The sequence below is a fragment of the Streptacidiphilus pinicola genome (genome assembly GCF_003258295.1).
GTDB lineage: Bacteria > Actinomycetota > Actinomycetes > Streptomycetales > Streptomycetaceae > Streptacidiphilus > Streptacidiphilus pinicola.
The window spans coordinates 1-14039 of record NZ_QKYN01000093.1 but is presented as its reverse complement, the minus strand read 5'-3'; the positions used below and the strand labels follow the sequence as shown (position 1 = coordinate 14039).

Annotated in this window: 6 protein-coding genes; all 6 read left to right on the top strand. The window is 74.1% G+C overall.

All coding sequences use genetic code 11. From position 1 onward, the window contains the following. Positions 1-83 precede the first annotated feature (83 nt). Positions 84-839 (top strand): SDR family NAD(P)-dependent oxidoreductase, encoded by a 756-nt coding sequence (locus DN069_RS23600; protein WP_111504002.1) that lies wholly within the window; start codon positions 84-86, stop codon positions 837-839. A gap of 28 nt (positions 840-867) precedes the next feature. Continuing rightward, positions 868-1911: a TauD/TfdA family dioxygenase gene (locus DN069_RS23595; protein WP_111504000.1), complete on the top strand. Its 1044-nt coding sequence runs from the start codon at positions 868-870 to the stop codon at positions 1909-1911. 77 nt (positions 1912-1988) lie between these two features. After that, positions 1989-11942: a non-ribosomal peptide synthetase gene (locus DN069_RS23590; protein WP_111503998.1), complete on the top strand. Its 9954-nt coding sequence runs from the start codon at positions 1989-1991 to the stop codon at positions 11940-11942. Between the two features lie 112 nt (positions 11943-12054). Continuing rightward, the gene (locus DN069_RS23585) at positions 12055-12276 is read left to right on the top strand and encodes an MbtH family protein (protein WP_111503996.1); all 222 of its coding nucleotides are present in this window, start codon (positions 12055-12057) and stop codon (positions 12274-12276) included. 153 nt (positions 12277-12429) lie between these two features. Next, the gene (locus DN069_RS23580; RefSeq protein ID WP_111503994.1) at positions 12430-13734 is read left to right on the top strand and encodes a cation:proton antiporter domain-containing protein; all 1305 of its coding nucleotides are present in this window, start codon (positions 12430-12432) and stop codon (positions 13732-13734) included. Positions 13735-13789: 55 nt separating this feature from the next. After that, positions 13790-13996 (top strand): hypothetical protein, encoded by a 207-nt coding sequence (locus DN069_RS23575; RefSeq protein ID WP_111499246.1) that lies wholly within the window; start codon positions 13790-13792, stop codon positions 13994-13996. Positions 13997-14039 lie beyond the last annotated feature (43 nt).

Here is a 14039-nt window from a genome sequence, read left to right as displayed (position 1 = left end):
GCCTGGGTCGCCCACGCCCGGACTGGAACCATCAAGGAGAAGCGAAAAGCCCACCGAAAGACCGAGGAGAAAGGAACCCGGCCATGCGTATCGTGCTGATTTCCGGGGCTTCCAGCGGAATCGGGGAGGCCACGGCCGCCCGCTTCGCCGCGGCCGGGGACCGGGTCTACAACCTGGACGTACGGCCTCCGGCGGCGGACGCCCCGGGCGTCACCTGGCGGGAGACCGACGTCGCCGACTGGGCCGCCGTCGCGGCGGCCGTGGACCGGGCGCACGAGGAGCACGGACGCCTGGACGTGGTCATCGCCAACGCCGGCATCAGCGTGCGGCACAACGTCCTCGCGACGACCTGGGCCGAGGCGCGCCGGGTGGTGGACGTGAACCTGCTCGGCGTGTTCGGCCTGTGGCAGGCCGCGGCCCGGCACATGGTCGTCGACGGCGGCGGCGTGCTGCTGGGCACCGCGTCCGTCAACGGGCACCGGGCCTTCCCGAACTACGCCGACTACAACGCCACCAAGGCCGGCGTGGCGGCGCTGTGCCGCACCTTCGCGCTGGAGCTGAGCCCCGTCGTGCGGGTGGCCTGCGTGACCCCGGGTGCGGTGCTGACGCCGATGCAACTGGCGGAGTACAGCCCGGAGATGCTCGCCGAGGTGAACGCCAGGATCCCGGCGGGCCGGCACGCCCTGCCGTCGGAGATCGCCGCGGCGTTCCACTATCTGGCCTCGCCGGAGGCCGCTTTCCTGACCGGCCAGGAGCTCGTCCTCGACGGCGGCGAGATCGCCGGCTCCACGACCTCCGACTTCGGCGTGGCGGTTCCGCAGGGGTCCGCCCTGAGTTGAGTTCTCGAGACGAAACCCGGAGATTCCCATGACCACGCACCACTTCACCGGTCCGACGTCGACGCACGCCGGAAGAACGCATTCGTACACGCTGAACGAGGCCGAGATCGACGACGTCCTGGACGTGGTGCAGGAATTCGCCGACAGCGGCATCTCCCCGGTCGACCCGGATTTCTACCGCAAGTTCGAGCGCTGCGACGAACTGCTGCCGCCGCACCTGCTGCGCTTTCTGCGGGAGTTCCGGGACGACCCGGCCGCCACCGTCTGCCAGGTGCACGGCTTCCCGATCGACCACGCGGTGGTCGGGCCCACCCCGGACCACTGGGAGCGGCCCGAGGGACTGTCCGCCACGCTGCACTCCGACATCTACCTGGCACTGTGCGGCACCGCGCTCGGCGACCCGTTCACCTGGGCGACGCTGCAGTACGGCCGAATGATCCAGGACATCTTCCCGATCCGCGGCGACGAGAAGCGCGAGAGCGGCCACGGCAGCGAGGGCTTCCTCTCCTTCCACACCGACGACGCGTTCCGCACCGACTCGGCCGACTACCTGCTGCTCTTCGGGATCCGCAACACCGACGTGGTGCCGACCTTCGTCGCGGCGGTGCGGGACGTCGACCTGAGCGACTGGGACCGGAAGCTGCTGTCCGAGCCGCGGTTCCACATCGTGCCGGACGACGAGCACATCCGGCAGTTGGAGCTGCGGGCGCCGGGCGCGCCGGAGCTGGAGCGGGCGATCGCGATGCGCGACCGGCCGGAGCCGGTGGCGGTGCTGTCCGACGCCCCCGACAACCCGCGGGTCCGCCTGGACCTGCCGTTCATGCGGGTGATCGACGACGACCCGGTCACCGTGCGCGCGCTGGCCCGGCTCCGGATGGAGCTGGACCGGGTCCGCCGGCCGCTGGTCGCGGCCGCCGGCACCCTGCTGATCCTCGACAACCGCAGCGTCGCCCACGCCCGGGACTCCTTCACCGCCCGCTACGACGGCACCGACCGCTGGCTCCGCAAGATCATCGTCAGCCGCGACCTGGGCGCCGACGGCGCCGACCCGACGGACCGCGTGCGCTTCTGAGCCCCGCCCGCACCACCGCTCCCCGAGTCCGAGAACGTCACCGCCACCACCGACCACCAAGAGAGGGTTCCGACGCCATGAACGCGCCCACCCAGCAGGACCGAACGGCACGCGAGGCGCTGCTGCGTGAGCTGTTCGCCCAGATCCTCGACATGGACGTGACCGAGGTCGAGTCCGACGACAGCTTCTTCGAGCTGGGCGGCGACTCGATCACCTCGATCGAGCTGGTCGCCAGGGCCCGTGAGTCGGGCCTGGTGCTGGAGTACCGCCACGTCTTCGAGGGCGAGACCCCGGCCGCGCTGGCCGAGGCCGCCGTCGAGGTCACCGAGGAGGCCGGCCTCGGGGCCGCCGAGGGACCGCTGGTGGCGCTCGACGAGGCCGAGTACGCCGAGCTGACCGCCGGTTTCGGGGCGGTGGACGAGATCTGGCCGGTGACGCCGCTGCAGGAGGGGTTGCTCTTCCACTCCGTCTACGACGAGGAGCAGGCCGACCCCTACCTGCTGCAGGCGCCGCTGGTGCTGGCCGGCGCCGTGGACTCCGGACGCCTGCGGGCGGCGTTCCAGGGCCTGTTGGAGCGGCACGCGGGTCTGCGGGCCGGCTTCGTGCTGCGGCGCGGCGGCCAGCCGGTGCAGGTGATCCGCTCCTCGATGGAACTGCCCTGGCAGGAGCAGGACCTGACCGGGCTGTCGGGGGAGCGACGCCGGGAGCGGATCACCGAACTGCTGGCGCAGGACCGGCTGGAGCGCTTCGACCCGGCGCGCACGCCGCTGCTGCGGGCGCTGCTGCTGCGGGTGGCCCCGGACCGGCAGCTGCTGGTGCTGACCAGCCACCACATCGTCTGGGACGGCTGGTCGATGGCGCGGGCGCTGGACGAGGTGGCCCGGCTGTACGAGCCGGACGGCGACACCGGCGTGCTGCCCGAGGTCGTGCCGTTCCGCAGCTACCTGAGCTGGCTCGCGGCGCAGGACCAGGAGGCCGGCCTGGCCGCCTGGGGCGAGGCGCTGGCCGGGCTGGAGGAGCCGACCCTGGTCGCCCCCGGCGCGGGCGCGACGCTCACGGCCCTGCCGGCCCGGGTCCTGGGCTCGCTGGACGAGGAGACGACGGCGCGGGTCACCGCCGCGGTGCGCGGCCGGGGCCTGACCATGAACACCCTGCTCCAGGGCGCCTGGGCGATGCTGCTCTCCGCGCTGACCCGGAACCAGGACGTGGTCTTCGGCACCACGGTGTCGGGCCGTCCGCCGCAGCTGCCGGGGGTCGAGCAGATCGTCGGTCTGCTGGTCAACACCGTGCCGGTGCGCGTCTCGCTGCACCCGGCGCGGCCGGTCGGCGCGCTGCTGGCCGAGATCCAGGAGCAGCAGGCCGCCCTGTCGCCGTACCACCACCTGAGCCTGGCCGCGATCCAGCGGCGGAGCGGCTTCGACGAGCTGTTCGACACCTCCATCGGCTTTGAGAACTTCGCGGCCGACGCCGACTCCCCGGGCCTGTGGGAGGCGGGCTTCCTGCGCGGCGAGCAGCTGGACCTGCTGCCGCAGGAGGCGCGGGACGGGCGCGGCTTCGGCCACTTCCCGCTGACTCTCGCCGTCTTCCCCGGGTCGCGGCTGAGCATCGAGCTGAGCTACCGCCAGGACGCGTTCGACGCCGACTTCGTACAGGGCCTGGTGGACTGCCTGGGGCAGCTGCTGACGGTCCTCGCCGAGGAGCCGGAGCGGACGGTGGCCCAGGTGCCGCTGCTCTCCCCGGAGGGACTGCACCGGGTGCTGACCGAGTGGAACCAGGCCCCGGCCCAGCCGGCGCCGGCCACCCTGGCCCAGCTCTTCGAGGCGCGAGCCGCCCGCGACGGCGCGGCCACCGCGCTGCTCTGCGAGGACGACGCGATCAGCTACGCCGAACTCAACGAGGCGGCCAACCGCCTCGCCCACCAGCTGTCCGCCGAGCACGGCGTGGGCCCCGGCTCCCGGGTGGCGGTGGCGCTGCCCCGCGGCACCGACTGGGTCACCGCGGTGCTGGCCGTCACCAAGACCGGCGCCACCTTCGTCCCTGTCGACCTGGCCTTCCCGTTCGAACGTATCGGGCTCGTCCTCGCCGACGCCCGGCCGGGCTGCGTGATCACCACGAGCCGGACCCGGCTCGCCCGCGAGACCGTGGCGGCCCCGATGCTCCTCCTGGACGACCCGGAGCTGCGGGCGGCGCTGCGCGACCGTCCGACGGACAACCCCGCGCCGGGTATCGGCCCCGAGCAGAGCGCCTACCTCATCTACACCTCGGGCTCGACCGGCACGCCGAAGGGCGTCGACGTCACCCACCGGGGCCTCGCGGGCCTCGCCCACAGCCTGTCGACCGGTCTGCGGATCACCTCCGAGAGCACGGTGCTGCAGTTCTCCTCGCCCAGCTTCGACGCCATCGTCATGGAGCTGTGCATGTCGCTGCTGTCCGGCGCGCGGCTGGTGCTGGCCCCCGGCGAGGCGCGGCTGCCCGGCGAGCAGCTGGTCGAGCTGATCGCCCGGCACGGCGTCTCGCACATGTTCATCGTCCCGTCGCTGCTGGCCGCCGTCGACCCGGCGAGCGTGCCCTCGCTGACCACGCTGGCGGTCGGCGCCGAGGCCCTGCCGCCGGCGCTGCTGGAGCGCTGGGCGCCCGGCCGCCGCCTCCACAACGTCTACGGGCCCACCGAGACCACGGTCGTGGTCGCCGCGTCGGAGCCGCTGAACCCCGGGGACGTGCCGGTCATCGGCCGTCCGATCGCCGGCGCCAGGCTCCACGTGCTGGACCCGTACCTGCGACCGGTCCCGCCCGGCTTCACCGGGGAGCTGTACATCGGCGGGCCGGGCCTGGCCCGCGGCTACGTCGGCGACCCGGCGCAGACCCTCGCGGCCTTCGCGGCCTGCCCGTTCGGCGCGCCCGGTGACCGCATGTACCGCAGCGGGGACCTGGTGCGCTGGACCGCGGACGGGCAGCTGGAGTTCGTCGGCCGCGCCGACCACCAGGTGAAGGTCCACGGCTTCCGCATCGAGCTGGGCGAGATCGAGGCCGTCCTGGGCGCCCGGCCCGGCGTGGGGCAGGCCGTCGTCGTGGTCCGGGAGGACCAGCCCGGCGTCAAGCGCCTGGTGGCCTACCTGGTCCCGGAGGGTGAGGCCCCGGACGTGGACGAGCTGCGCGAGCAGCTGGGTCTGACGCTGCCGCACTACATGGTTCCCGCCGCGTTCGTGGTGCTGGACGCGTTCCCGGTCACGGTGGCCGGCAAGCTCGACCGCAGGGCCCTGCCCGCGCCCCGGTTCACCGGCGACGCCGACAGCCGCGCCCCGCGTGACGACCGCGAGGAGCTGCTCTGCTCCCTCTTCGCGGACCTGCTCGGCCTCGACCGGGTCGGCATCGACGACAGCTTCTTCGAGCTCGGCGGCGACTCGATCTCCTCCATCCAGCTCGCGGCGCGGGCCTGCGCGGCCGGGCTGAAGCTCGCCCCGCGCGACGTCTTCGAGTGCAAGACGGTGGTGGCGCTGGCCCGCCGGGCGGGCACCACCGGGCCGGCCGCCCCGGCGACGGCCCCGGCCGGGCCGCTGGTGACCGTGGACGAGCGCGAGTACGCCGAACTCACCGCCGGGCGCGGCGCGGTGGAGGAGATCCTGCCGCTGGCCCCGCTCCAGCACGGTCTGCTCTTCCACGCCCTGTACGAGGGCGCCGACGACGGGACGGGACCGGGCGACGTCTACGTCGGCCAGATACCCCTCCGGGTCGAGGGCGAGCTGGACGCGGAGCGGCTGCGGGCCGCCTTCCAGAGCCTGGTGGACCGCCATGCCGCACTGCGCGCCGGGTTCGCCGTGCGCGCCGACGGGGAGCCGGTCCAGCTCGTCGCGGCCCGGGCGGCCGTCCCCTGGGCGGAGTTCGACCTGTCCGCCCTCGACGCCGAGGGGCAGCGGGCCCGTGTCGCGGAGCTGCTGGCGGCGGACCGCGCGACCCGCTTCGACGTGGCCAGGCCGCCGCTGGTCCGGGTCGCCCTGGTCCGGCTGGCGCCGCGCGAGCACGTGCTGCTGATCACCAGCCACCACATCGTGTGGGACGGCTGGTCCATGACGCGGGCCATCGGCGACGTGCTGACCCACTACGCGGCAGACGGCGCGCCCGGCGCTCTGCCGGAGCCCGTCCCCTACCGCCGCTACCTGGACTGGCTGGTGGGCCAGGACGCCGAGGCGGCGCTCGACGCCTGGGCCGCGCACCTGGCCGACCTGCCCGAGCCGACACTGGTCGCGCCCGGGGCCTCCTCGGACGCGCCGGTGCTGCCGGCCCGGGTGGTGACCACCCTGGACGCGGAGAGCACCGAGCGGCTCGCGGCCGCGGCCCGCTCCCGCGGGCTGACCAGCAACACGCTGGTGCAGGCGGGTTGGGCGCTGCTGCTGTCCACCGTCACCGGACAGCAGGACGTGGTCTTCGGCGCGACCGTCGCGGGCCGTCCGCCGGAGGTCGCCGGCGTGGAGGACCTCGTCGGGCTGCTGATCAACACCGTGCCCGTCCGGGTCACCCTGGACCCCGGGCAGAGCGTCGCGGGTCTGCTCGCCGCGATCCAGCAGCAGCAGGCCGGACTGACCCCGTACCACCACAGCAGTCTGCCCGCGATCCTGCGCCGCACCGGGCACACCGAACTGTTCGACACCTCGGTGGTGTTCCAGAACGCGCCGTGGGACGAGTCCACGCTGCGCACCGCGGGGCTGAGTCTGCGTCCGCTGGAGCAGGCGGGCGAGCAGGCCGGCGGCTTCACGCACTTCCCGCTCAGCCTGGACGTCTTCCCCGGCACGGAACTGCGGGTCGAGGTCAGCTACCGGCCGGACCTGTTCGACGCCGCGGCGGCGCTGCGGCTGGCCGAGCGTCTGGCCCGGGTGCTGCGGGCCTTCGCCGAGGACCCGGAACAACTGGTGGGACGCCTGCCGCTGCTGTCGGAGCAGGAGCTCACCCAGGTCGGGCGCTGGAGCGCGACCGAGGGCGAGGGCCACGACACCACCCTGCCGGAGCTGTTCGAGGCGCAGGTGCGGGCGACTCCTCGGGAGACGGCCCTGGTCGTCGGCGGGGAGGCGCTCGGTTTCGCCGAGTTGAACGCGCGGGCCAACCGGCTGGCGCACCGGCTCGTCGCGCTGGGCGCCGGCACCGACGACAAGGTCGCGGTGTTGCTGCCGCGGACCGTCGACGCGGTGGTGGCCGTGCTCGCCATCCTCAAGGCCGGCTGCACCTACCTGCCGACCGAGCTGACCTGGCCGCAGGAGCGGATCGACGGCCTGCTGGAGGACGTGCGCCCGGTGGTGGTCGTCACCGACGCCGGGACCGCGTCCCGGGTGCCGGAGGGCGCGGGCGGCTGGACGGAGCTGCGGGTCGACGAGCCTGCGGCGGGGCCGCTGCCGGACCACGACCTCGGCGACGCCGACCGGTTGCGGCCGCTGCTGCCCGGCCACCTGGCCTACGTGATCCACACCTCGGGCTCGACCGGCCGTCCCAAGGGCGTCGCGGTGACCCACCGGAACATCGTCAACATGTTCCACGCCCAGAACCACGGCTACATGCAGCCCGCGGTCGAGGCGGCGGGCGGGCGGCGGCTCAAGGTCGCGCTGGTGTCCGGCTTCGGCTTCGACGCCGCCTGGGCCGACCTGCTGCGCATGGTCGCCGGGCACGAGCTGCACCTGGTCGAGGAGGACCTGCGCCGCGACGCCCGGGGGCTGATCGCGTACTCGGCGCGGCACGGCATCGACTCGCTCAGCGTCACCCCGCTGTACGCGACGCAGCTGCTGGCCGCCGGGCTGCTGGACTCCCCCGACTACCGGCCCCGGCTGATCTCGCTCGGCGGCGACCTGGTCGACGACGGCCTGTGGAGCGAGCTGGGCGCGGGTCCGGTTCCGGCCTACAACTTCTACGGTCCGACCGAGTGCACCGTGGACTCCACCTACAGCCGCATCGCCGGCGAGGTGACCACCCGGATCGGCCGCCCGGTCGAGAACGCCCGCTGCTACGTGCTGGACGCGGCGCTGCGGCTGGTGCCGCCGGGCACCCCCGGCGAGCTCTACATCGCCGGCGCGGGCCTGGCCCGCGGCTACGTCAACCGCTCGATGCTGACGGCGGAACGTTTCGTCGCCTCCCCGTTCGGCGGCCCGGGCGAGCGCATGTACCGCACAGGCGACCTGGTCCGCTGGACCGAGGACGGCGAGTTGGAGTTCCTCGGCCGCGCCGACGAGCAGGTCAAGATCCGCGGCTTCCGCATCGAGCTCGGCGAGATCGAGACCGCGCTGCGCCGCCACCCGCTGGTGGGCCAGGCCGCGGTCGTCGCCCGGGAGGACCGGCCCGGCGTCAAACGGCTGGCGGCCTACGTGGTCCCCAGCAGCGAGCCGCCGCAGCCCCACAGCCTGCGCGAGCACCTCGCCGCCGCGCTGCCCGACTACATGGTCCCCGCCGCCTTCGTCGTGCTGGACGCGCTGCCGCTCGGCGCGACCGGCAAGGTGAACCGCAAGGCGCTGCCCGCACCGGAGTTCACCGGCAGCGCGGACAGCCGCGCCCCGCGCGACGAGCACGAGGAGCTGCTCTGCGCGCTCTTCGCGGAGGTCCTGGGACTCACCCGGGTCGGCATCGACGACAGCTTCTTCGAGCTCGGCGGCGACTCCATCACCTCCATCGCGCTGGCCACCAAGGCCCGCCGGGCCGGCCTGGTGTTCGCCCCGCGTGACGTCTTCGCCGGCAAGACCGTCGCCGGGATCAGCCCACTCGCGGTCGCCCTCGCCGACACCGACCCGGTCACCTGGGCCGACGGCCCGCTGCTGGACCTGGACCCGGCCGAGTACGCCGAACTGACGGCCGGCTACGGCCCGGTGGACGAGATCTGGCCGGTGACCCCGCTGCAGCAGGGCCTGTTCTTCCACGCCGTCTACGACGGCGAGGGCACCGACCCGTACGCGATGCAGGCGCCGCTGCGGCTCGACGGCGAGGTGGACGCGGAGCGGCTGCGGGCCGCCTTCCAGACCCTGCTGGACCGCCACGCCGCGCTGCGCGCCGGCTTCGCGCTGCGCGCCGACGGCGAGGCCGTGCAGATCATCCCGAGCAGCGCCCCGATCCCGTGGACCGAGCACGACCTCACCCACCTCTCCGCCGCGGAGCAGCACGTCCACACCGCCGCGATCCTCGCCACCGACCGGGCCACCCGCTTCGACCCGGCGGCCCCGCCGCTGGTCCGCGTCGCGCTGGTCCGGCTCGGCGCCGAGCGGCAGCTGCTCGTCATCACCAGCCACCACGTCATCTGGGACGGCTGGTCCATGACGCACGCGCTGGAGGAGGTGCTGCGGATCTACCGGGCGGACGGCGACACGAGCGCGCTGCCGCAGCCGGCCCCGTTCCGCACCTACCTGAGCTGGCTCGCGGCGCAGGACGAGGCGGCCGGGCTGGCCGCCTGGGGCGAGGAGCTGGCCGGGCTGGAGGAGCCGACCCTGGTCGCGCCCGGCGCCGCGACCACCCTGGAGGAGCCGCCGGCGCGCATCGTCAGCTCGCTCGACGCGCCGACCGCGCAGGCCCTCGCCGCCGCGGCCCGCTCCCGTGGCCTGACCAGCAACACGCTGATCCAGGGCGCCTGGGCGCTGCTGCTGTCCACGCTCACCGGTCGGCAGGACGTCGTCTTCGGCGCCACCGTCTCCGGACGCCCGCCGGAGCTCCCCGGCGTGGAGGACATGATCGGGCTGCTCATCAACACCGTCCCGGTCCGGGTCCCGCTCGACCCCGGCGCGACCCTGGCCGAGGTGCTCACCGCGCTGCAGGAGCGACAGGCCGCGCTGACCGCGCACCACCACACCAGCCTGCCGGCCATCCTGCGCCACACCGGGCACACCGCCCTGTTCGACGCCGTGGTGGTCTTCCAGAACCTGGACTGGAACGAGGACTCGCTGCAGAGCGAGGGGCTGCGCGTCCACGCCTACGAGGGCGACGAGCAACCGCCGGTGATCCACTACCCGCTGAGCCTCGCGGTGACCCCGGGCGACGCGGGCTGGCGGCTGGAGCTCGGCTACCGCACGGACGTCTACGACGAGGAGACGGCGGGCCGGCTGGCCGAACAGCTGCGTCTGCTGCTCACCTCGCTGGCGACCGGGCTGGACCGACGCGTGGCCGAGGTGGAGTTGCTGACGCCGCGCCAGCGCGAGCTGGTGCTGCGGGAGTGGAACGCGGTCGAGCCCGCCCCGACCGGCACCACCATGGCCCGGCTCTTCGCGGCCCAGGTCGCCCGCGACCCCGAGGCCACCGCGCTGGTCTGCGACGACGTCCGGATCGGCTACGGCGAGCTGAACCGGGCCGCCAACCGGCTGGCACACCACCTGGCCGGCGGCGGCGTCGGCCCCGGCAGCCGGGTCGCCCTGGCCCTGCCGCGCGGCGTCGAGTGGATCACCGCCGTGCTGGCGGTCACCAAGACCGGGGCCGCGTTCGTCCCCCTGGACCTGGCCTACCCGGCCGACCGGATCCAGCACATCCTCACCGACGCCAAGCCGAGCTGCCTGATCACCACCGGCCGCAGCGAACCGGCCGCGGCCGCCGTCGTCGGGCACACGGTCCACCTGGACGCCCCCGAGCTGCGGGCGGTGCTCGACGCGCTGCCGGACACCGATCCGGTCGGCGCCGTCACCCCGGACCACCCGGCCTACCTCATCTACACCTCCGGCTCGACCGGCACCCCCAAGGGCGTCGAGGTCACCCACCGCGGGCTGGCCGGCCTCAGCCGGAGCATGGTCGAGCGGCTGGCCATCACCCCGGACAGCGCCGTCCTGCAGTTCTCCTCCCCCGGCTTCGACGCCGTGGTGTTCGAGCTGAGCGTCTCCCTGCTGGCCGGTGCCGCCCTGGTGCTGGCACCGGGCGAGTCCCGGCTCCCCGGGGAGCAGCTGGTGGAGCTGATCGCCCGGCACCGGGTCACCCACGCGCTGATCGTGCCGTCGCTGCTGGCCGCGATGGACCCGGCGAGCGTGCCGAGCCTGACCGGGCTCGTGGTCGGCGCCGAGGCCTGCCCGCCCTCGCTGCTGGAGCGCTGGGCGCCGGGACGGCGCGTGGTCAACGCCTACGGGCCCACCGAGGCCACCGTCATCGCCACCGCCTCCCAGGCGCTGCGGGCGGGCGACGTCCCGGTGATCGGCTCCCCGATCGCCGGCACCCGGGTCTACGTGCTCGACGAGGCCCTGCGCCCCGTCCCGCCCGGCGCGACCGGAGAGCTGTACATCGCCGGCGGCGCGCTGGCCAACGGCTACGTGGACCAGCCGGGACGGACGGCGAGCGCCTTCGTCGCCTACCCGTTCGGCGCGCCCGGCGAGCGGATGTACCGGACCGGCGACCTGGCCCGCTGGACGCCCGACGGGCGGCTGGAGTTCGCCGGCCGCGCCGACGACCAGGTCAAGGTCCGCGGCTTCCGGATCGAGCTAGGCGAGATCGAGGCGACCCTGCTCCGCCACGCCGACGTCGACCAGGCCACCGTCGTGGTCCGCGAGGACCAGCCCGGGGTCAAGCGCCTGGTCGCCTACCTGGTGCCCACCGACGGCGCCACCCCCGAACCCGAGCGGCTCCGCGCCCACCTGGCCCGGACGCTGCCCGAGTACATGGTCCCGGCAGCCTTCGTCACCCTCGGGGCGCTGCCGGTGACCGTCACCGGCAAACTCGACCGCCGGGCACTGCCCGCACCGGAGTTCACCGGCGGCGCCGACAGCCGCGCCCCGCGCACCCCGCGCGAGGAGCTGCTGTGCTCGCTCATCGCCGACCTCCTCGGCCTCGCCCGGGTCGGCATCGACGACAGCTTCTTCGAGCTCGGCGGCGACTCCATCACCTCCATCCAGCTCGTCTCGCGCGCCCGCAAGGCCGGCTTGCTCTTCGCACCCCGGGACGTGTTCGCGGCCAAGACCGCGGCCGGCCTCGCCGAGGTGGCCACCCAGGCCGAAACGGCCGACACGGCACCGACCGAGGCCGAGCCGGAGGCCGATTCGCCCTCCCTGGTGGACCTCAGCGCCGAGGAGCTCGACGAGTTCGAGGAGCTGCTCCGTGTCTGACCCGCACCCCACAGCTCGTCCCCGCGGCCCCACCGGCGGCCCGGGGGACGGAACCGGCAAGAACAGCACACCCATCCCGACCCACGCACCACCCACCGAGAAGGAGTCCGTCATGGCCAACCCGTTCGAGAACAAGGACCAGTCCTACCTCGCCCTGGTCAACGACGAGGGGCAGTACTCGCTGTGGCCGAGCTTCGCGGCCGTCCCGGCCGGCTGGACGGTCATCCGCGGCCCGGAGGACCGGGAGATCTGCCTGGCCCACATCGAGGAGGCCTGGACCGACATGCGGCCCAAGAGCCTGGTCGCGGCGGCCGCCGCGACCTCGGCCGCCTGACCCGCTCCGCCCCGTCGCAGCTGCCGCCCGGTTCCCAGGAACCGGGCGGCACTTGCCTGTCCGGCCAAAATTGCCGGGCGCTTTCCTTCAGTCGGCCGGGTCCTGCTCGCGACACTCGCAGCACTCACTCCCGCCCGCGCTCTGGAGGTCACCATGGCACCGCCCGCGATCCCGGTGGAGGCAGTGGTCCTCGCCGACATCGCCATCGTCGTCGCCGTCTGCGCGCTGCTGGCGCGCCTGCTGCGACGCCTGCACCAGCCGCCGGTCGTCGCCGAGATCGCCGCCGGGCTGCTGCTCGGTCCCAGCGTGCTGGGGCTGCTGCCCGGTGACCTGCCCGACCATCTCTTCCCTGCCGACGCACGGCTGCCGCTCTCGGCCATCGCGAACCTGGGCCTCGTACTGCTGATGTTCCTGTGCGGCTGGGAGCTCGACGCGCGTCAGATGCGCGGCGCCCGCGGCTCGGTCGGCGCGGTGGCGGTGCTCGCCATGGCCCTGCCCTTCGCGCTCGGCGGCGGCTTCGCGACCCTGATCCGGGACCAGGCGCCGCACGGGGCCCGCCCGTTGGCCTTCGTGCTCTTCCTCGCCACGGCCTTCTCCATCACCGCCTTCCCGGTGCTGGCCCGACTGCTGCGCGACCAGGGGCTGACCCGGACCCGGGTCGGGGTGATGGCGATGAGCTCCGCCGCGCTCGGCGACGTGGTCGCCTGGTGCGTGCTGGTCCTGGTCACCGCCGTCGCAGGCGGCCAGAAGAGCGGCGGCTTCTGGGTGATGCTGGGCTGGACGGCCGCCTTCGCCGCAGCGATGGTCCTGGTGGTGCGCCCGCTGCTGCACCGGGTGCTGGCGCGGCTGAACGCGGTCGGCAACCCCGGCGCGGCGACCGCCGTGGTGCTGTGCGGGATCCTCTTCGCGGCCTTCGCGACCTCCTGGATCGGCGTCCACCCCATCTTCGGCGCCTTCGCCTTCGGCCTGCTGATGCCGCGTCGCACCTCGGCGGGCGCCGGGCTGGGCGACGAGCTGATGCAGCAGGTCGGGGTGCCGCTGGACCGGGCCGCCACCCTGCTGCTCCCGGTCTTCTTCATGCTGACCGGCCTGTCCGTCGACATCCGCCACCTGGGCGTGTCCGGCCTGCTGCTGCTCGTCGCGGCGCTGTTGGTGGCCTCCGCCGGGAAGTTCCTCGGCGCCGGGCTCCCGGTCCGGCTGGCCGGCCTGCGCGGCCGTGAGGCGCTGGCCTTCGGCACGCTGATGAACACCCGCGGGCTGACCGAGATCGTCGTGCTCGGCATCGGCCGTCAACTCGGCCTGATCTCCGGGGAGCTGTTCACCGTGATGGTGCTGGTGGCGCTGCTCACCACCGCGCTGGCCGGCCCGGTGCTGCGGTTCCTGCGGATCACCGGCCCGACGTCGGTGCCGACACCCGAGCCCGCCGTCGCACCCGTGCGCGAGGTCCAGACCGTCTGAGCGGCACGCGTCGCCCACCCCCTTCCAGGTCCCAGGCGAAAGAAGGCAGTCAGCGATGAACCGTCCACCGTACTTCGGTTACCAACGGCACTCCGAGGAGAACGTCGTGCTCATCACCTACCGCTGCCGACGGGTCTGCAGCGTGCGCGGGGCGGACCAGGTCGCCGCGCTGCTGCGGGACCTCGCCGAGGGCGACCCGCAGCTGGTGCTCGCCCGCTGGTCCGGCCTGGCGCCGACCGCCGAGCACGGCCACGCGGCCTGAAGGGACGACGACCACCGTGACCACCACCCCGACCACCCCGACC

What these genes read in the sequence shown, in the direction of transcription:
- DN069_RS23600 (WP_111504002.1), top strand. Translation starts at nt 84, where the DNA reads ATGCGTATCGTGCTGATTTCCGGGGCTTCCAGCGGAATCGGGGAGGCC.
- DN069_RS23575 (WP_111499246.1), top strand. Translation starts at nt 13,790, where the DNA reads ATGAACCGTCCACCGTACTTCGGTTACCAACGGCACTCCGAGGAGAAC.
- DN069_RS23585 (WP_111503996.1), top strand. Translation starts at nt 12,055, where the DNA reads ATGGCCAACCCGTTCGAGAACAAGGACCAGTCCTACCTCGCCCTGGTC.
- DN069_RS23590 (WP_111503998.1), top strand. Translation starts at nt 1,989, where the DNA reads ATGAACGCGCCCACCCAGCAGGACCGAACGGCACGCGAGGCGCTGCTG.
- DN069_RS23595 (WP_111504000.1), top strand. Translation starts at nt 868, where the DNA reads ATGACCACGCACCACTTCACCGGTCCGACGTCGACGCACGCCGGAAGA.
- DN069_RS23580 (WP_111503994.1), top strand. Translation starts at nt 12,430, where the DNA reads ATGGCACCGCCCGCGATCCCGGTGGAGGCAGTGGTCCTCGCCGACATC.